This window comes from Spirosoma validum, assembly GCF_014699035.1.
GTDB classification, from domain to species: Bacteria; Bacteroidota; Bacteroidia; order Cytophagales; family Spirosomataceae; genus Spirosoma; species Spirosoma validum.
In genome coordinates this window covers 38,234-55,274 of sequence record NZ_JACXAA010000013.1, presented here as the reverse complement: position 1 = coordinate 55,274, position 17,041 = coordinate 38,234, and the positions used below count along the sequence as shown (strand labels likewise).

Genomic DNA, 17,041 nt, shown 5'->3' with positions numbered 1-17,041 from the left:
ACAGGGCCATGAAGTACCCTATTCGTTGGATGCTAGCTTGTTTGGCCAACACCTCATGGTCAGCTAGCTGATCTAAACTATGTTGATCAACGAAGCAGGCGGAGAAAAAAGAAGTCATCGTAAAATTGATTAATTGATGGCTAAAAATACCGTTCCGTTTCGTCTGAAATTGTTTAAAAGGAGAAAGGGAATAAAGATCGGATAATCGGCGACAACTTCCTGCTGTTTAGGCTGAGCCGCTATGGCTGTTATTAAAGGACGAAAAGTGTAGGCTCACCTAGTTTTCAAAAAATCTGTATCTCACTAATACGCTCGTGGCTGTTTCACAACTAATACAACACTTCTTACGCTGGTTCCGGCTCGAATCAGCTCATTCCAAATTTTCTTTTTTAATTTTTTTTAGGTTTTGCCCCAGTCCGGGTAATGTCCTTCGAAAATGCGTTAAAACGACCCTCTGGTCTACAGCACCTTGGTTTCTCTACGGTTAATCCACTTTGGCAATTTCAGCACATGTCCGCTTTCACCTTCACCCTACTTTTGAACGAACTATCAACGCATTCAAGTAATGAAATCCATCTCGCCAACCATCTTCGTTAATGACTTACAAGTAACCATCACCTTTTACACCAAACTCGGCTTCATAATAACTGATGAAGTGACTACTCCCGAAGGCGAAAAGGTATTTGCCCTGATGACGAACGGAAGTGTATCCTTCATGTTTCAGAGCTTTGCCAGCATTGAAGGCAAGTATCCGATGGTGAGTCGCGCCGATGGAGGATCGCTTTTGTTGTACATCAGTGTGGATAACATCCGTCAGTATTATGCCTATATCAACGAACGCGTAACCGTGCTCACCGGCCTGGAGAAAACGTTTTATGGGGCTACCGAATTTTCGCTCTGCGACAACAATAATTACCTGCTAACTTTTGCAGAACATGACTAAGGAGCAATTCAATCCACTGGCAGTAACCCCTGCAGAAGTAAAAAAGCTGCGCGCGCTGAAAATCAAAAAGAGTGAACTGCACCTGCACAAAATAGAGGTATTGCAGAAGTTGCTTGATACGTCAAGGATCAGGGCGATGGAGCTGTTTGCGCTATCTGAGTTTCAATGTCTTCCCTCAGTCGGCATACGCTTTGCGCATGACCTGATCTGGATGGGATATTATTCCCTAGACGAGTTGAAAGGACCCCGCACAGCTCACTGATCAATACGAATTGGAAAAAGGGGTATGGACAGATTCCTGTGTTGAAGATCAGTTTCGGCTTGTTATACATTTTGCCAACCACCCAAATAGTAAACTCAATTGGTGGGACTTCACGCCGGAGCGCAAAGCCTTCCGCGAAAAAAACGGCTATCCTTCCACGCGGCCAAAGAAGCCTTGGTTTGAGTTAGCTCAGTATCAAACGGACAAACGAATACCGGCCACGCATGAGGCCACCCAAAAAGACCTGCATAAAAAACTGAAACTCGCCTTGGCCTACATGACCAACCATCCAGCAGAAAAAATCACCATCGCTCAACTGGCTGATTTAGCCCACCTCTCCCCCTATCATTTCATTCGCCTTTTCCGCAGCGCCTATGAATTGACACCCCTACAATACCTCATCCGACTACGACTAAAGAAAGCATCTTTATTATTAAAAAAATCAGATGCCACCCTAGGCAACATCGTTCCCCAATGTGGCTTTGAGAACGAGAGCGCTTTTATTCGCTTATTCAGAAAAGAATTCAGAATGACACCAATAGCTTACCGTAAGCAGTTTGGGCAGAAGAAGTAATCCTGCATTCAAGTCTGGGCACCTTCATTCTCCTTACTGTGAAGATTCTTTTTGATCAAATTGCATTCAATATCGCAAAAAAGACTTTTTTCAAGATTGGGGCTAAGACAATTCATTTCTTAAAAAAACGCTCCTCAGTGAGACGAAGGGAATTGCTGTCACCTTGGCTACTTCGACCACAGGCGGGGATCAATTACCAGAGGCTTCTCGTCAATTACTCGTACAGAGCCATAGCCACTATGGGCCGGATGCAGTAAGTAATTGATCCCGGATGGCATCACCGAGGAGGGCACACCCAAGGCTAACACATCCGGCTTGGCTAGCCATTCGGCGAGAAGATGCTGACTCCGGTTGTAGGCGTTCTCCTGCCAGTAAGGCGGTAGGTCAGTCGCGTCCACTACCCGCTGGCTGTTCTGAGGTAACTCCAAACTGAATAATCGGTAGGCGGGTAACTCATCGAAGGGTACTTGCGGCATGTGTACTAGGATCTCTACTAAAGCCAAAGCGGGATGCTCAGCGGTGGTATAGAGGATGCCAACACCCGGTGGATTCCAACGGCCTCCATTGAGCCACGTACCGGTAACATCTAGGGGACGGTCAGCATACTTCTGCCGCACTACGCGATAAACGATGGCCATAGCTTATCCAAAGATGCCATAATCAATGCGGCCCAGCACCCGGTCAACTAATGTAAAGCCTGTGACAGTGTCCAGGGCCTGTAAGGGAGTTTGGTAATCCAACTCCCGTAAGGGGGAGTGTAGCCAGCCTAAGACGGTTTTGCTTCGTTCCTCGAAGGTATCCAAAGCGTGCAGAAGGAGATTCTCCAGCAGTAGCAGCCGCTCGGAGGCATCTTGACTAATGCGCTGATCAATCTTCAGCCGGTGCAGGTAAGAAGCAGATAAGCCCAGGGCAGCTGCCAATTCCTTGTCGGTTAAGCCGACCAAACCGGCCACGCGGTCGGCCTCGGCGCGTAGCACCCCTTGTCGACTACGGGTGATGATTTCCTGCTCGGTCAAGAGTCGCGGCTGCAAGGATGGGTTGGAGGCAATGAGCGGCAATGCTAGGGCCATGTCGATGAAGTTTTAGACTAAGGTAACTACAAAAGTTCACTCCATCAAGTTCCTCATTCTTGTTTAAGTGGTCTATTGGTTTAGCCTACTACGGAAAGCTAACTGAGTGCAGTGGAATATGTCTTTATTAGAATGATATAAGCATGTGGATCTGTGCCACAAAAAGGGCGTTGAAAGAGACGGTAAAACAGTATGAATTTAGCGTGGAAATTGCTAACTGCATTTCTGTAACTGGTGTGATCCTCCCAAATTGAAAAAGGCCCCATGCTTTGCTTCCTGTCACCAACTGTCCAAATTTGGACAGTTGACAGTCCGAAAACGGACGAGAATAGCGATGACGAAAGCTTAAAATAACCTTTTTGAGGGTATGGAGCGAATTAGTCCTATTGGCCCTTTATTTGCTATGCAAAAGGGAAAGATACTTTTTATTCGTTTCTGTAACCCATTACTATATGAAAGGGACTCAACTGGGTGAGTTCGAAGAGATCGTTCTGCTAACGGTCGCGCTACTTTACGATGACGCCTATGGGGTAGCGGTCCTGGAGGAACTAAGCAGCCGTTTGGAGCGGCCCATGAGCTTAGGCGTTGTTCATCGGACGCTGCAACGATTAGAGGAAAAAGGATTGGTTCATTCCCGGTTTAGTGAGCCAATGGCCGAACGAGGAGGTCGAAGCAAACGCCTGTTTACCATTACCCTGGCCGGTGAAAAAGCCCTACAGGAAGCACGACGCATCCGGAACGAATTATGGAATGGTATTCCCAAAACCGCTTTTGATCACTTAACATGAATCGGAGAAATAAAAACCAGCTACAAAGCCATTCGAAGCAGTCAGGGATCCAGCCACCACGCTGGGCTGAGCAGCTACTTATTCGTATTACGGCTCCTTATATACGGGACGAAATACTGGGCGATTTGCATGAATTGTTTCAAAAGCGAGTCCATCGGTACGGGGTTACGAAAGCCCAACTGCTGTACATGCTGGAAATGCTATTGCTGCTGCATCCCCGGCTTTGGCGTAAGCCGGGTCAATCCATCCACATAGACACAAAACAAACTGATTATTCCGATCCAAACCCAATGACTATGGTAAGCAATTATGCTAAAATCGCGTTCAGAAAACTGAATCGGCACAAATCCTATACGCTGATCAACGTATTGAGTCTGAGTCTGGGCATTGCCGGGGCCATTCTGACCTTTACGTTGGTCAAATACCATCTCAGTTTTGATACCTTCCATGCAGATTATAATCGGATCTATCGCATTACGACAGAGCTTCGTACCGAAAAGGTGACTTATAGTACGGGCGTTCCCAATCCGATGGGCGAAGCCTTCAAAAGTGACTACGATGTTGCCGAAAAAGTGGGGCGAATTGGTTTTTTGAAAGAGCGCGTGGTGTCTGTTTCGCCCCAGAAAAAATTTAAGGAAGACGTGGCCTTCGCTGATGCAGATCTGCTACACATTTTCAATTTTCCACTGTTGGAAGGTGATCCGCAAACAGCCTTGCAGGAGCGTAATACCGCGCTCATCACGGAGCGAATTGCCAAAAAATACTTTGGGGATATTGACCCTATCGGTCAGCTGTTGCGCATTGATAGTTCCCTGGTCGTAACCATTACGGGTGTTCTTGAGAACCTGCCGGCTACGACCGATTTTCATACGGAAATCTATCTTCCTTACAGCAATTTGCAGGACCATAGTCCCTGGCTGGTTGAAAAAGACTGGTGGGTAGGTTTTAATAAGGAGATGCAGTGCTTCATCAAGCTCAAATCAGGGGTGTCGGCAGCGATGGTCGATTCCAATATTCTTCCGGCCATTAGTGCTAAATACTATGACAAAGAGAATGCCAGGATCTTTCAGTTTAAGTTACAGCCACTTTCCGGTGTTCACTTTAACCCCAAGCTGCGGGGATATATGGAGAAAAAAAATCTCTGGACGTTTGCCCTGATCGGCTTTTTCCTGGTGGTTACGGCCTGCGTCAATTTTATTAACTTGGCAACAGCGCAGGCACTGGATCGCTCCAGGGAAATCGGTGTTCGGAAAGCATTGGGCAGCCAACGAGGAGCGCTTTTCTGGCAATTTATCACTGAAACGGCGCTCATCGCTGGCGTAGCCCTGATTATCGCTTTAGGACTGGCGTATCTGGTCGTACCGACTGTCAATCAATGGTTTGATATTGAGTTAGTCATCAATCCCTTGACGGATACATACCTATTTACGTTTTTGGTCGGTCTGCTATTGATCGTGACGTTCTGTTCAGGCGCTTATCCCGGTTTGATTCTGGCTCGTTTTCAGCCCGTGCTGGCACTGAAAGGGAAGCTCTCTCAACAATCGGCAGGGGGCTTCTCCCTACGAAGAGGGCTGGTTGTCACGCAGTTTGCCATCTCGCAACTGCTCATTATCGGCACGCTGATCATTACCAACCAGGTACGCTATTCAGAGCAGGCCAACATGGGTTTTCAGAAAGATGCCATTGTCATTCTACCCATACCTGATCATCAAAAGTCAAAAATAACTACTTTAGGTACCCAGCTTTCGGCAATGGCTGGCGTGCAAAACGTGACGTTTTTTGATAGTCCTCCTGCAACCGAATTTCTGGCCAGCACCGGCATTCGCTATGCCTCGCGCTTGAAAGCTGAAAGCTTCAACATAGCCTATAAAACCGGGGACGATCAGTTCGTGCCCACGTTTAAAATACCCATTCTGGCCGGTCGCAATCTGGCTTCGTCCGATACAGTCCGGGAGTACTTACTAAACGAAGCCGCCGTGAAAGCCCTTGGGTTAGCCTTCATACAGGATGTAATCGGCAAAACGGCAACGATCAATGGTCAATCGGGGACCATCGTAGGGGTGATGAAAAACTTCCATTTTAAGTCGTTTCGTACCGCGATTGAGCCGCTTTGCCTGACAACCCGTCGTGAGATGTATACTAGTTGTGGGATAAAAGTGAACCCGACGAATCTGAAGGCTACACTAGCCGGATTTGAAAAAGTCTGGACGGCCCTGTATCCGTCATCGGTTTACATGTACCGTTTTCTGGATGAAGACATTGACCGGCTCTATAAGCTCGATCGTATGCTGCTCAGACTCATTGAAGGGTTTGCGGGTATCGCCATTTTTGTTGGTTGCCTGGGCCTGTACGGGTTGGTGTCATTCATGGCGGATCAAAAAAAGAAGGAAATTGGCGTGCGCAAGGTATTAGGAGCGAGCACGTCTGGTATTCTTTGGCTGTTTGGGAAAGAGTTTTCTCGTCTGCTGCTGCTGTCATTTGTACTGGCGGCCCCGCTGGGATGGTGGTCAATGAATAAGTGGCTGGCCAGTTTTGTGTATCGTATTGAAATTGGGCCAGGTATTTTTATGCTGGCCATTCTGATCACGTTCCTGGTTGCTTTATTGAGCGTTAGTCTACGAAGCGTGAAAGCCGCTCTGGTGAACCCAATAAAGACTTTACGAGCGGAATAGATTTTTAAAGAGATGGCTTGTTCAATCATCGTTCGCATACAATAATTGGATGAGCCATCTGCTTTCATTTATCAGTTATAAAACCAAATGTCATTTATTGTAAGTAAACACTCCTTTTAGCATTTTGGGGCATTACCCTATTTCGCTTGTCCCCTCATTAAACCACTGGTGGAATAAACCAGCGCACATTTGACCGGTTGGCTACTTTTGGTAAATCCCGGCTAGACCTAACCCAAAGCCGACCAACGATGCCCCCCTTTTCAAGACGCACATTTATGGCCCAAATGGGACGGGCAGTGGGAGCCTCCCTGACTTTACCCCCCCTATCGGCCATGGCTCAGCAACGGGCCAACAACGTTGATAAGCGAAAAGTAAACATTGCGCTCTGCGGATTAGGCCGCTATGCCAACGTACTCAAAGCAGGTATTGCGGCCTCAAACTATTGCCACCTGGCGGGTATCATTACGGGAACACCCGCTAAAGCGACTCAATGGATGACCGAGTTTAATATTCCCCACAAGAATAGCTATACCTACCAGACGTTCGATCAGATCATCCATAATCCGGCGATTGACCTGGTGTATATCACCCTGCCCAATGGCTTGCACAAAGAATTCACCCTGCGAGCCGCCAAAGCGGGCAAGCATGTTATCGTCGAAAAACCGATGGCCTTTACCCCCCAAGACTGTCAGCAAATGATTGATGCTTGCCAGCAGGCAGGTGTCCAGCTGGCGGTGGGGTACCGATTGCACTACGACCCGCATCACATCGAACTAAAACGATTGGGTCAACACAAAGTCTTCGGTCAGGTACGGCTGATTGAGGCTTCGCTAGGCTATCGGTTAGCGGGGATACCTCCCGATGATTGGCATTTAAAGAAAGCGCTGGCGGGCGGAGGTCCCCTGATGAATCTGGGTGTTTACTGCGTTCAGAGTGCCCGGTATGTATTGGGAGAAGAACCCCTGGCCGTTACGGCTCAATTTGGCCCGGTAACCATGCCTGATCTGTTCCGGGAGGTCGAAGAAAACATAACCTGGCAACTCTATTTCCCCAGTGGGGCCATTTGCACCTCATCCTGCACCTCAAACTGCAGTATCGATCGCTTCTATGCCTCGGCCGATGAAGGCTACTTTGAACTGGAACCCGCTCTGAGCTATGGCCCCTTTAAAGGTCGCAGCAGTCAAGGCGCCTTTGATTTTCCGGTGGTCAATCAGCAAGCGGCTCAACTGGATGACATCGCCCAACACATCCTATCGAAGAAAGCCTTACCCAGCCATATAGCCGGCGAAGAAGGTCGTCGGGATATGCGGGTTATTGAAGGGATTTACCGGGCAGCAACAACTGGGCAAAAAGTAAACCTGGTGTAATGTCCGAATCCAGAGCTCCAACAATGTGGATTTGCCAGACTGGACACTACTTCTGTTTACTAGCCGGTACAGCTATTATTGGAGGGGGTTAGCTGAAGCGACAAACGTTAAGGCGTGAGCCGCTTTAGGAGCTGACCAACCGTTTCTCTCCATTGATGAGTTTAAATGGGTATGTAATGCTGTTGTACAATCATCAACCTATAGGGTAGCCAATTGATCATATTGATGAATTCTCAGAATACCCTGGTCTGGGTGACCGATCTAAAACAACTGACCCCTTATCTAAGTCAATCGAGTAAGGAATAGAATTTAGAAGGTAGCTATGTATGTAGGAATAGATGGATGCCGGGCGGGCGGGCTGGTTGCCAGTATCGACCAAGAAGCTAGGCTGCAGCATGGCATTATACAAAGCTTAGATGAGCTACCAGCTATCCCCGCCAAGCTAGCCTTAATCGACATACCGCTCCACTTTGCTGATACCAGCTATCGTAGTTGTGAAGTCGAGGCTCAAGCATTGCTTGGCCCAAAAAAGAGAGCCTCCATTTTTTTTACCCCACACCGGGCAGCCGTATACGCAGCCACCTACGCAGAGGCAAACCGGCTTAATCGGCTCCACACGGGCAAAGGCGTGTCCAAACAAACCTGGAATATAGGCGGAAAAATAAAGGAAGCGAATCGGTTTCTGGGGGATCATCCAGGCTATCCCTTGCGGGAAGCCCATCCAGAGCTTAGCTTTTACTATCTCAACCAGCGGCAAGCCTTGCTGTCGAACAAATCAACGCCTGAAGGGGCAACAGAGAGGCTGGCAATGATTGCCAGGCATGCCCAGAGCTACCTGCAGGTGATTGCCAACACCCTAAAGATGACGAAACGGAAAGATGTGCAACCAGATGATGTCATCGACGCGACGATTCTGGCGATACGAGCTGGGGCGACTACGCTGCAAAGTGTGCCAGAAAATAGACCGTTTGGTAAGCAGGATGGTATTCTTTACTAACGTAAGATCACGTTTTTATACCCTAGTGAACGTCCGTTTGCCTGTGTAGAGAATAAAAAAGCGGTAGTATTCATGCCTGATTGGTTAGCATCACATGACAAAATCTCACAAAAAGCTCCCACCTGAGACAAAGAAACGTTCATATATACGCCCCCATCTTAGACGACAAAGTATTCATCTATCTGCTCATTAATTCGGGCGTTTTATGCGCCGGATTGCAGATTTATGACTATCCTTTGGCATTCTTTCCTATATTTAACAGTCTTAAGCTCACTCGGTTAACCAGTCAAGGCATGAAAGCCTACACCACAGTTTGGTTGTTGCTTACTGCTATTAGTATGGGCCTTGCACAATTGGTTGGCTTTCTCGCTATTGAAGACCCGCAATTTGATGCCCAGTTTGCCCAACGGGCAATACCCCAACTCACCGATGGAGAAGGAAAAGCTATTTAACTTAATTAAGGAAGGGAGTGAAGCCTGGAATAGATGGAAGTCAGAGCATCCTAATCTAAAAGTAGACCTCAGCGAGTTAGATTTTAGATCGTTCTATCCCCTGTGGCAGTACGACTTACAGGGTATAGATTTTTCTCGAACTGATCTAAGTTTCGCTAATTTTGCAGGGGTAAATCTTTCTGGGGCTAATCTGAAGTGGGTTAATCTTGAGCGAACTCAATTTTATGGAGCAAACCTCACTGAAGCTGATCTTTCTTATGCCAATCTTAGATATGCCAGCCTTACTGAAGCTATCCTTAAAAAAGCTAAGTTCGAAGGAGCTTCTCTCGATGATGCTAACTTGGATGATACTGACCTTACAGAAGCATTCCTTCCTCGCGCAAGTCTTTTTCAAGCAAACCTATCTTCTGCTAACCTAACTAAAGCTTACATGCCAAATTAACATTTGGCATGTAAGCTTTAGTGTGCTAACTTATATGAGACAGACCTTTATAGTGCAAACCTTAGTGAAGCTATTCTTTACAAAGCTAATCTTACAAAGACCAATCTTCAATACGCGACCTTAGTAAAGACCGACTTTGAAGATGCTATACTAAATAACCTAAGTTGTGTGATTAAAAGTAGAACAGGATATTGTGAGCCATAATGAAACCTATCGCTTTGAGCAAAAACCCCTTGGCCGTCACCGCGTGAATCCGACGAGGCCAGCGGCTGACTAACTAGCTAATATCCGTTTCGATGTGATGGCGAGCCTGCTGGCGTAGCCAGTTGATGCAATAGGTATTGTCAGCATGACGTGAGTTGCTACGCCGGATCGGCTGAAAGGCAATCCCTGCCGCCTGAGCCAGCAAAGCTTCCTGGGCGTAATGATTATAAACTTTGTCGGCATAGACCGCGCTGGCAACCGGTAAGTCAAAACTCAACAGCTCAAAACCAACTTGGTCATGGATGCTGCCGGGAGTAAACCGCGACGGCGGACCGTTCGAACTCTACAATACGTCCATCAGCCGCCGTGATGAAGTGCACTTTGTAGCCATAAAAATATTCCCGCTTGCTGGCGTTATACCCTCGGTAAGCCTCCCCCTCGACTAACTGGCACCGGCTGATGCGAATGTTTTTACAAACCGGCAAAGGGCACAAATCAATGGCAAACTGGGTATTCTCGGCCTTCGCCCAACTACTGAGTAAGGCTAACAACTCCTGTAAACGGTCCTGCAAGGCATGGACTCGTCGATTGAACTGGGAGCGACTGAGCTTGTGAGAAATGTTATGAGCGCGTTTCATGGCGCGCATGGCTTGCTGGCAGTTGCCCCCGTAATCAAGACAAGCTATCATGAACACAAACAAGACTTCGGTATCGGTCAGTTTGGGTAGTTGACCGGTAGCGGAAGCTCTCGTGGAGGGAGAGTAGTTGCAAGTTTTGAGATAGTCGTCTATCATTGCGTACACGAACACATCGCGCAAGTCGTCGGTGTCGAAGTGGAGCATGGTCAATGGTTTAGGTTTGGCGACTCAAAACTATTCAAACCATGCTTTTTTAGTCAGGCCATCTTATACCGCACAACTTAGGTTAAATAATTGTTCTATTTATGGCATCTCCGTTTGGGATTTAACAGGTAAACCCAGCCAGCAATCCAGCCTCATTATCACTCAAACTGGCGATCCGGAAGTAATTGTAGATGACTTAGAATGTGTTGGGGAATTATCTTTTGTAATCAGGTTCGATTCGTTGAAGCATTAGTTGGATGTTAGCCAAATACAGCCAGTTGACCGAAGATAATAACGTATACTCGTAATCTTTGACGATGCGACGGAAGTAATTGGTCCAGCTAATGGTTCGCTCAACGACCCAACGTTTGGCAACAGGTACAAACCCTTGGGCCGATTCAGGCCGCGAAGCTTTCTCAAACCGGGTCGCCGGAGCGATCAATCGACCACTCCGCAAGGCGTTGGCAAAAACACCATTATACGATTGGTCACCATACACTTTTTCTAGCCGTTCGCCCACCCGCCACAGTATATCGTCAATTAGCGAAACAGCAGCGGGACCATCCGCTTGATTGGCAGCATGAACAGTCGCCAGCCAGAGTCGGCCTTGGGTGTCGACAACAAGTTGCCGTTTGCGACCATTGACCCGTTTGTTGGCATCTGTACCCCGATATTCATAGATCATAGAATTCAACTTAACACTTTGTGAATCAATACATAATACAGAAGGGTAATCTTGTTTTTCGACTCGTTTACGATCCAACTGATTCAACGCCCAATTGATTCGCTCGAAGGTGCCATCCTGCTTCCACTGGTCAAAGTAATAGTAAACGGCCTGCCAGTTGGGCCATTCCTTGGGTAGATTTCGCCACTGACAACCGGTTCGCAGAAGCCACAGAATAATGTTGATCATCTGACGTGGATTGTGTTTACGCTTACGTTTGAGATCGAAAAAAGGCGAACCGGGTCGCCGGAGCGATTGCGGCCCATTGAGGGTCGGTCAGTGGCTGCCACTGTTTGGTCATGACTTTGTAGTTTGGCGACCACAAAGTTGGCACGACTCTCAACCTTTCTCAATCCCCAACATGCTCTAAAGGTTGGTAGTTGTAGCTCTTCCTAAATATCTCTCACATAAGGCTCCCGTATAAGACGAATAGGCTTTCATCTATTTGCTCCGTAAATAGGGCGTTTACCGAGATATGATGGCATGAATCAACCTAGAAATACCTCAAATCTTATCCCGCCAAGGCTCTAGTTTGGCCAGGATCGCTTCGGTAGCCGAGCTAAATTTAAAGTTGATCTGGTTGGGAAACTCCTTGTAGAGCTGCATATAAACCCGGCAGAAATCAAGGGGGCTTTGGTTGATCAACGTCGCTAAAACGGCCTTCCCTTTGTGGGTTTCAATCTCTTTGGCCATTCGGTAGCCGGTGTAATAAGCCGTTTGGTCAAAAACGGTCGTGAACCCGACATTGTACAATTGTTCCTCACTGGCCGTCGAATCATAATACGCGGAAAAAAGTAAGCTTTCAAACAACACAAAATTCTGCCGCATGCGCTGGCGGTTTTGTTGGTACTCGCTCTGTCGCTGCATGAACGAGGTAGGCTTTCCGCTCGTCGTGACATCGCCGACCAACTGAGCGGTCCCCTCGGACCATAAATTAGTCAGCAACATCGACGTAGTGGCTACGGGCTTCGGCAGATTCCCGGCCAGCGGCCCTTTTTTTCGGGCACGTTGGCCCACCTGCTGAACGGTGTGGTAGAGCTCATGAGTGACTAACGACACCAAGCCTTCATAATCGGTACCGATCTTGTGAAGGGCGACGTTAAACGTATCATCATCCCCAATGGTAAAGCCCAGTGCGCCCCCCCCGACTAAAAAGCAGGCGCGAGCGGTTATCGGACTGGTGGTCGGCGGGCAATAGGGAATTAGACAACGCTTCACATCGTCCAGAAAGGGGCCTTTAGTTTCCAGTTCACCAATCATGTGCTGAACGGCCCCTAGACTAGTTTTGACTACTTTCCACTCAAAGGGGTCTTTTCCGTTAACTGTCCCGGTTTCGATCAGCTCGCGTAGAGTTTGCTTAGAGACCGCTTCTGTCCCGGTCTGATCATAACTGCTCACTTTAGCAATCAACTGCTGATTGCCATACAGTTTGGCCACTTGGTTTAATTCTGCATCGGTTACCTGAGTTTTGGTCAACAACCCAATGATGGCTTTAGCACTCTCAAAATCAAGTTGTATCGTTATTTTCGCTTCAGGAGCGGCCAACGATTGGCTGCGCGACAGGTGTCCAATGGCTAGAAGCCAGACCAAGAATAGTAGGGTTATTTTCATAGCAAACGCCAGTAATAGGCCTCAACAGGGTTCTTCTTTGAAGACGAGTTCGCAAACGCCTATTCGATTATCATTTGGTACTTTTCGCATTACCCGGTTTTGACCCCTCGCCGGGTGGGGCGTAAAACGCGTTAAGCGAATGGGTATAGAGATCGTTCTTTATGGGATAAACCTGCTGAAAAACCCTCGGCGCTTTGGCCCCAACCGGCCCTAAAATGAGGGCCTCCGAATGGCGTGCATACACCAGTTTGCCAGGACCGAAACGGCCATCTATCTTGGTATCAAAATAGAATAAATAAGGCAAAATCCACCTGAAATAGCCACTTGGTTCTACACCCGAAAAACTATCTACGCCTACATTAGGACTCTTGCTTACTAGAGCCCGCTGAAGTTCCACGGCATTGAGGGGCTTGCCGTAGAGCACCGGGGTGACATCCCATTGGCCGTCAATCATCACCCATTTTTTTAAGTCGGCTAAATAGGCTTCCGCCACCACATGACCCGCCCCCGTCTGGCGCGTCTCCACATCGTCCATCATTAAGCCCAGCACGCGGGCTGGAATTCCGACTGAGTTCTATGCGCCACTCAGGACAATCGAATATTCCACGCACCGAAATTGTTTACCCGTGGCGGCTTCTTCCAGGATGGCCATGGGTTCTTCTCGCTGAGGCTCATTACTGCCGTTGTGCTCCCACTGGGTTCGTACCCACTTGCTCATCAGACGTACCCGTTCATAGTCCGATTGGCTCTTGGCCAGCAGCTGGTTGAGCTGGTATTTGGTGCGTAGCTGGATCAGATAGGGCTCATCCGTCGAACTGCGGAGGAAGGCATAGCTTGGCCCAGCCGCCGTATCGGCAAAGTGTAAAGGAACACCAGCGAGTTGAGCTTGCGTATACAGTGGACTCATTAACAGAGCGGTGGCTATAGCCATTATTGGGGAGTAACCCATCATATAATTTGCTTTCAGGTGTTGAAGGTGTTTACCTTTTCTACTTCTGGTTAATTTTTGGTAGTAATAAGCTTACCTAGTTGTAGCCAGGCCAATCCTATACTTTTGCAAAGAGTGTAAAAATGATTACTGCGTTGCATGATCAGTTGATTTATACTTGAGCAATTGTTCTCAAAAAATGCTCCTGCTTGAGATTATATGTATCCGATGATTGGATTGATTATACCAAAACGCACATTGGTTACGAGATCAATTTTGTAACGTGCTTCTAGGCGCATCTAAAGCTTAAGTTGAGCGGAAACTGCCCAAGCTGATTGAATATCTTAAGGGCAACATCTACAGATGCACTCAAGCGCAGCGAATATAATATATATAGAAAATGCCCTTTTCTATATATATTGCACACCATGTGCATAGAAAAACCCACTTTTTATGCATAAGTACTCAGTGCCTTATCATTGCTACTGTTCTTATGGCATTCGTTTTAACGCCTTTACCACCCAAGGTTGATCTGGAAACCCGCCTGGTGCTACGCAAAGTAGCGGCCGCACATCGGTATCTGGCAGAGCTCAAAGGCGTGGCGGCTACGATTCCCAATGAATCGATCCTGATCAATACCCTAGCCCTACAGGAAGCCAAAGATTCCTCGGCGGTTGAAAATATTATCACTACGCATGACGATCTGTTTAGAGCCGAACTCTTTACCGATACCGCTGCCAGTCCGGCAACCAAAGAAGTACAACGCTACGCCAGTGCCCTAAAAAAAGGATTTGCCTTAGTGCGCCAACAAAAGCTTCTTACCCTACGACACATTATCGCTATTCAGCAAGAATTAGAGCAGAATAATGCTGGCTTTCGACGTTTACCTGGCACTACGCTCCGCAATGGACAAACTGGAGAGGTGGTGTATACGCCCCCGCAGGAAGCTGGTCAGATTGAAAGCCTGATGGCAAACCTCGAACGGTTTATCAACGACGATGCGGTGCTTGATGCCGACCCCCTGGTAAAAATGGCTGTCGTGCATTACCAGTTTGAAAGCATCCATCCCTTCTACGACGGCAACGGGCGTACTGGTCGGATCATTAACCTGCTGTATTTAGTACAGCAAGAGTTGCTTCATTTGCCAATCCTCTACATGAGTCGCTACATTATTCAGCATAAGAGCGGCTACTACGAGCGACTACAGGCCGTCCGCGAGCAACAGGACTGGGAAGGCTGGGTACTGTATATGCTGGATGGGGTGGAACAAACGGCCCGGCAAACGATTGTGCTGGTAGAGGCTATTCGTGACCTGATGCAACAGTATAAGCATATGCTGCGGCAACGACTGCCCAAGCTCTATAGTCAGGACTTGCTCAACAACTTGTTTCGACACCCGTACACCAAGATTGATTTTGTGATGGACGATTTGCACGTAACGCGCCTGACAGCCACCCGCTATCTGGACTTATTGACCGAGCAGGGCTTTGTGCATAAACAGAAAATCGGGCGTAGTAATTATTACGTCAATCAACCCCTGATGAAGCTGTTTGTTGAAGTAGGCAATCCCCTACCCATTGCGTCTATTCCATTGATTCGCACAAGCTCATAGTCGTAACGAATCAAGGTTTACCACTACTTAACTTGGCAAGAGGGAAAGAACGGCTGATTTATAGAAAACTAGTGTACCCTAAAAGGGGCGATTAAAGAGACGGGATAGTCGCTCGATCCGAGCGGGGAAAACCAGCCCTAAATGCAAGGCAGCGGGCAGGGTTAGCTTCCCACCAGACGGCGCTGCCCGGTAAGTCAATCGATTTTGCCCTTCCTAGCTGATGACCAAAAAACCTTAAGACGGATGTTGAGCGCTTTGCGTTTGCAGTTGGTCAAATCAGCATCATATGGGACGGGCTTCAGCATCCCTACTGGCATAATGAAATATAGATCGACTTAAACGATATAAATTCTGCTACTCATGTATATAGTGCACGAACCAAATTATATGTTTTTATTACCTTAGTAATTAAATATAACCCTTTGATAATTAATATCAACTAAGTGCTCAATATTTTGCCAGATCGAATACATTCTGTTCTAAAAAAAATAAATAAGTATGAAAAAAAGTGTACTCATAGTCCTTTTCTTATTCGTTTTCCTAGGGGCTAATCGTAGCATAGGCCAGGTGGGCATTGGCACGAGCTCCCCTAAAGCCTTTTTCAACGTGGCCCGGAGCCAGACGGTGCTGTTTGGGGAGGACACCAGCCAGGTGGGTAGTGCCAACAAGCTCATCTGGTACGCCAGTCAGGGGGCCTTCCGGGCAGGCTATGTTGACAATGATGCCTGGAGTCGCTCCTCAGCTAGCGACAACACCAACATAGGCCGGTATTCGTTTGGATCAGGTTATAATTCCAGAGCCAGTGGTAGTTATTCGACGGCCCTGGGCAACAATTCCTATGCCGGTGGTAATGCATCGACGGCCATGGGCAGCCAAACTAACGCCAGTGGTGGTGCATCGACGGCCATGGGCTACAAAACCAGAGCCAGTGGTGCTTTTTCGACGGCCCTGGGCACTTACGTAAGCACCAATCAGCAGCAAGGTAGCTTTATCCTAGGCGATTTCAATATTAATTCTACCGCCACCAATAACGATGCCGCTAACCAGATGATGATGCGCTTTGCGGGAGGATACAAACTCTTCACTAATTTCGAGGCAACCCTAGGCGTCTCCCTCAGCAGCGGAGGCAACGCCTGGCAGACGCTCTCCGACTCGACCCGCAAGGAAAACTTCCGCTCCGTGGATGGGGCTGGCTTTCTGGAGAAGATTGCCCAGTTAAAACTGGGCTCCTGGAACTACAAAGGCCAGGACGCCAAACAGTACCGCCACTATGGTCCGATGGCGCAGGACTGCTTTGCCGCCTTTGGCCACGATACACTTGGTAACATCGGTGAGGATAAGAGCATCAATCAGGCTGACTTTGACGGGGTGAATCTGATTGCCATTCAGGCACTGATTCGGAAAGTAGAAAAACTGGAAGCCCAGAACAAGATTTTACGAGAGGAAAACGCAGCTCTGAAAAGCGACACCCAGGCCCGTCTGGATAAGATTGAAGCGGCCCTGCAAGGACAACCGATTAGCCAGACGCTCACCCTTAAACCCTAAACGGAACA

General features: G+C 47.9%; 16 protein-coding genes and 3 pseudogenes. 12 read left to right on the top strand and 7 right to left on the bottom strand.

Annotated elements, in window-relative coordinates; translation table 11 throughout:
- The first annotated feature begins 565 nt into the window (after nucleotides 1-565).
- From IC230_RS27015 to IC230_RS34860, 3 genes and pseudogenes are all read left to right on the top strand, one after another.
- Nucleotides 566-943 carry a VOC family protein gene (locus IC230_RS27015; protein WP_191042189.1) on the top strand — a complete coding sequence of 126 codons (378 nt, stop codon included), beginning with the start codon at nucleotides 566-568 and terminating at the stop codon, nucleotides 941-943.
- A pseudogene (locus tag IC230_RS34695) lies at nucleotides 936-1,275 on the top strand (helix-hairpin-helix domain-containing protein); the annotation flags it as partial. The gene IC230_RS27015 and the pseudogene IC230_RS34695, both read left to right, overlap by 8 nt.
- Nucleotides 1,276-1,482: 207 nt before the next feature.
- The gene (locus IC230_RS34860) at nucleotides 1,483-1,779 is read left to right on the top strand and encodes a helix-turn-helix domain-containing protein (protein WP_191042317.1); all 297 of its coding nucleotides are present in this window, start codon (nucleotides 1,483-1,485) and stop codon (nucleotides 1,777-1,779) included.
- Nucleotides 1,780-1,946: 167 nt separating this feature from the next.
- Here the strand turns inward: IC230_RS34860 and IC230_RS27000 are convergent, their stop codons facing one another.
- Nucleotides 1,947-2,417, bottom strand: a complete 471-nt coding sequence (locus IC230_RS27000) for an RES family NAD+ phosphorylase (protein WP_191042188.1) — start codon at nucleotides 2,415-2,417, stop codon at nucleotides 1,947-1,949.
- 3 nt (nucleotides 2,418-2,420) lie between these two features.
- Complete coding sequence (locus tag IC230_RS26995; RefSeq protein WP_191042187.1) at nucleotides 2,421-2,849, bottom strand: antitoxin Xre/MbcA/ParS toxin-binding domain-containing protein; 429 nt, start codon at nucleotides 2,847-2,849, stop codon at nucleotides 2,421-2,423.
- A gap of 452 nt (nucleotides 2,850-3,301) precedes the next feature.
- Between IC230_RS26995 and IC230_RS26990 the strand changes: the two genes are divergently transcribed.
- From IC230_RS26990 to IC230_RS34855, 7 genes and pseudogenes are all read left to right on the top strand, one after another.
- Nucleotides 3,302-3,637, top strand: coding sequence for a PadR family transcriptional regulator (locus IC230_RS26990; RefSeq protein ID WP_191042186.1), 336 nt, complete (start codon nucleotides 3,302-3,304; stop codon nucleotides 3,635-3,637).
- The gene (locus IC230_RS26985) at nucleotides 3,634-6,309 is read left to right on the top strand and encodes an ABC transporter permease (RefSeq protein ID WP_223860881.1); all 2,676 of its coding nucleotides are present in this window, start codon (nucleotides 3,634-3,636) and stop codon (nucleotides 6,307-6,309) included. Before IC230_RS26990 ends, IC230_RS26985 begins: the two co-directional genes overlap by 4 nt.
- A 275-nt stretch (nucleotides 6,310-6,584) precedes the next feature.
- A complete protein-coding gene (locus IC230_RS26980; RefSeq protein WP_223860880.1) occupies nucleotides 6,585-7,676 on the top strand; it encodes a Gfo/Idh/MocA family protein in 1,092 nt (363 codons plus the stop codon).
- Between the two features lie 322 nt (nucleotides 7,677-7,998).
- Entirely contained in the window at nucleotides 7,999-8,673 is a 675-nt protein-coding gene (locus tag IC230_RS26975) for a DUF429 domain-containing protein (RefSeq protein ID WP_191042184.1), read from the top strand.
- Between the two features lie 293 nt (nucleotides 8,674-8,966).
- On the top strand, nucleotides 8,967-9,125 hold the full coding sequence (locus IC230_RS26970) for a hypothetical protein (RefSeq protein WP_191042183.1): 159 nt from the start codon (nucleotides 8,967-8,969) through the stop codon (nucleotides 9,123-9,125).
- The gene (locus tag IC230_RS26965; protein ID WP_191042182.1) at nucleotides 9,103-9,567 is read left to right on the top strand and encodes a pentapeptide repeat-containing protein; all 465 of its coding nucleotides are present in this window, start codon (nucleotides 9,103-9,105) and stop codon (nucleotides 9,565-9,567) included. The genes IC230_RS26970 and IC230_RS26965 overlap by 23 nt, the downstream gene beginning before the upstream one ends.
- A 54-nt stretch (nucleotides 9,568-9,621) precedes the next feature.
- A pseudogene (locus IC230_RS34855) lies at nucleotides 9,622-9,771 on the top strand (pentapeptide repeat-containing protein); the annotation flags it as partial.
- On the opposite strand, the pseudogene IC230_RS34915 reads toward IC230_RS34855, so the two are convergent.
- The 5 genes and pseudogenes from IC230_RS34915 to IC230_RS26930 form a co-directional block, all read right to left on the bottom strand.
- Nucleotides 9,740-10,613 (bottom strand): annotated as a pseudogene (locus tag IC230_RS34915) (IS982 family transposase). The pseudogenes IC230_RS34855 and IC230_RS34915 overlap by 32 nt on opposite strands.
- 214 nt (nucleotides 10,614-10,827) lie before the next feature.
- A complete protein-coding gene (locus tag IC230_RS26945) occupies nucleotides 10,828-11,526 on the bottom strand; it encodes an IS5 family transposase (protein WP_223860879.1) in 699 nt (232 codons plus the stop codon).
- A gap of 315 nt (nucleotides 11,527-11,841) precedes the next feature.
- A complete protein-coding gene (locus IC230_RS26940; RefSeq protein ID WP_191042179.1) occupies nucleotides 11,842-12,948 on the bottom strand; it encodes a DUF5700 domain-containing putative Zn-dependent protease in 1,107 nt (368 codons plus the stop codon).
- Nucleotides 12,949-13,018: 70 nt separating this feature from the next.
- Nucleotides 13,019-13,474 carry a hypothetical protein gene (locus tag IC230_RS26935; RefSeq protein WP_191042178.1) on the bottom strand — a complete coding sequence of 152 codons (456 nt, stop codon included), beginning with the start codon at nucleotides 13,472-13,474 and terminating at the stop codon, nucleotides 13,019-13,021.
- Nucleotides 13,475-13,522: 48 nt separating this feature from the next.
- Complete coding sequence (locus tag IC230_RS26930; RefSeq protein ID WP_191042177.1) at nucleotides 13,523-13,879, bottom strand: hypothetical protein; 357 nt, start codon at nucleotides 13,877-13,879, stop codon at nucleotides 13,523-13,525.
- 490 nt (nucleotides 13,880-14,369) lie between these two features.
- On the opposite strand from IC230_RS26930, the gene IC230_RS26925 reads away from it, so the two are divergent.
- Nucleotides 14,370-15,488 (top strand): Fic family protein, encoded by a 1,119-nt coding sequence (locus IC230_RS26925; protein ID WP_191042176.1) that lies wholly within the window; start codon nucleotides 14,370-14,372, stop codon nucleotides 15,486-15,488.
- A gap of 498 nt (nucleotides 15,489-15,986) precedes the next feature.
- Nucleotides 15,987-17,033, top strand: a complete 1,047-nt coding sequence (locus tag IC230_RS26920) for a tail fiber domain-containing protein (protein ID WP_191042175.1) — start codon at nucleotides 15,987-15,989, stop codon at nucleotides 17,031-17,033.
- The last annotated feature ends 8 nt before the right edge of the window (nucleotides 17,034-17,041 follow it).

What these genes read in the sequence shown, in the direction of transcription:
- IC230_RS26995 (WP_191042187.1), bottom strand. Translation starts at nt 2,849, where the DNA reads ATGGCCCTAGCATTGCCGCTCATTGCCTCCAACCCATCCTTGCAGCCG.
- IC230_RS34860 (WP_191042317.1), top strand. Translation starts at nt 1,483, where the DNA reads ATGACCAACCATCCAGCAGAAAAAATCACCATCGCTCAACTGGCTGAT.
- IC230_RS26940 (WP_191042179.1), bottom strand. Translation starts at nt 12,948, where the DNA reads ATGAAAATAACCCTACTATTCTTGGTCTGGCTTCTAGCCATTGGACAC.
- IC230_RS26930 (WP_191042177.1), bottom strand. Translation starts at nt 13,879, where the DNA reads ATGGCTATAGCCACCGCTCTGTTAATGAGTCCACTGTATACGCAAGCT.
- IC230_RS26925 (WP_191042176.1), top strand. Translation starts at nt 14,370, where the DNA reads ATGGCATTCGTTTTAACGCCTTTACCACCCAAGGTTGATCTGGAAACC.
- IC230_RS27000 (WP_191042188.1), bottom strand. Translation starts at nt 2,417, where the DNA reads ATGGCCATCGTTTATCGCGTAGTGCGGCAGAAGTATGCTGACCGTCCC.
- IC230_RS27015 (WP_191042189.1), top strand. Translation starts at nt 566, where the DNA reads ATGAAATCCATCTCGCCAACCATCTTCGTTAATGACTTACAAGTAACC.
- IC230_RS26990 (WP_191042186.1), top strand. Translation starts at nt 3,302, where the DNA reads ATGAAAGGGACTCAACTGGGTGAGTTCGAAGAGATCGTTCTGCTAACG.
- IC230_RS26985 (WP_223860881.1), top strand. Translation starts at nt 3,634, where the DNA reads ATGAATCGGAGAAATAAAAACCAGCTACAAAGCCATTCGAAGCAGTCA.
- IC230_RS26970 (WP_191042183.1), top strand. Translation starts at nt 8,967, where the DNA reads ATGAAAGCCTACACCACAGTTTGGTTGTTGCTTACTGCTATTAGTATG.
- IC230_RS26980 (WP_223860880.1), top strand. Translation starts at nt 6,585, where the DNA reads ATGGCCCAAATGGGACGGGCAGTGGGAGCCTCCCTGACTTTACCCCCC.
- IC230_RS26920 (WP_191042175.1), top strand. Translation starts at nt 15,987, where the DNA reads ATGAAAAAAAGTGTACTCATAGTCCTTTTCTTATTCGTTTTCCTAGGG.
- IC230_RS26945 (WP_223860879.1), bottom strand. Translation starts at nt 11,526, where the DNA reads ATGATCAACATTATTCTGTGGCTTCTGCGAACCGGTTGTCAGTGGCGA.
- IC230_RS26975 (WP_191042184.1), top strand. Translation starts at nt 7,999, where the DNA reads ATGTATGTAGGAATAGATGGATGCCGGGCGGGCGGGCTGGTTGCCAGT.
- IC230_RS26965 (WP_191042182.1), top strand. Translation starts at nt 9,103, where the DNA reads ATGGAGAAGGAAAAGCTATTTAACTTAATTAAGGAAGGGAGTGAAGCC.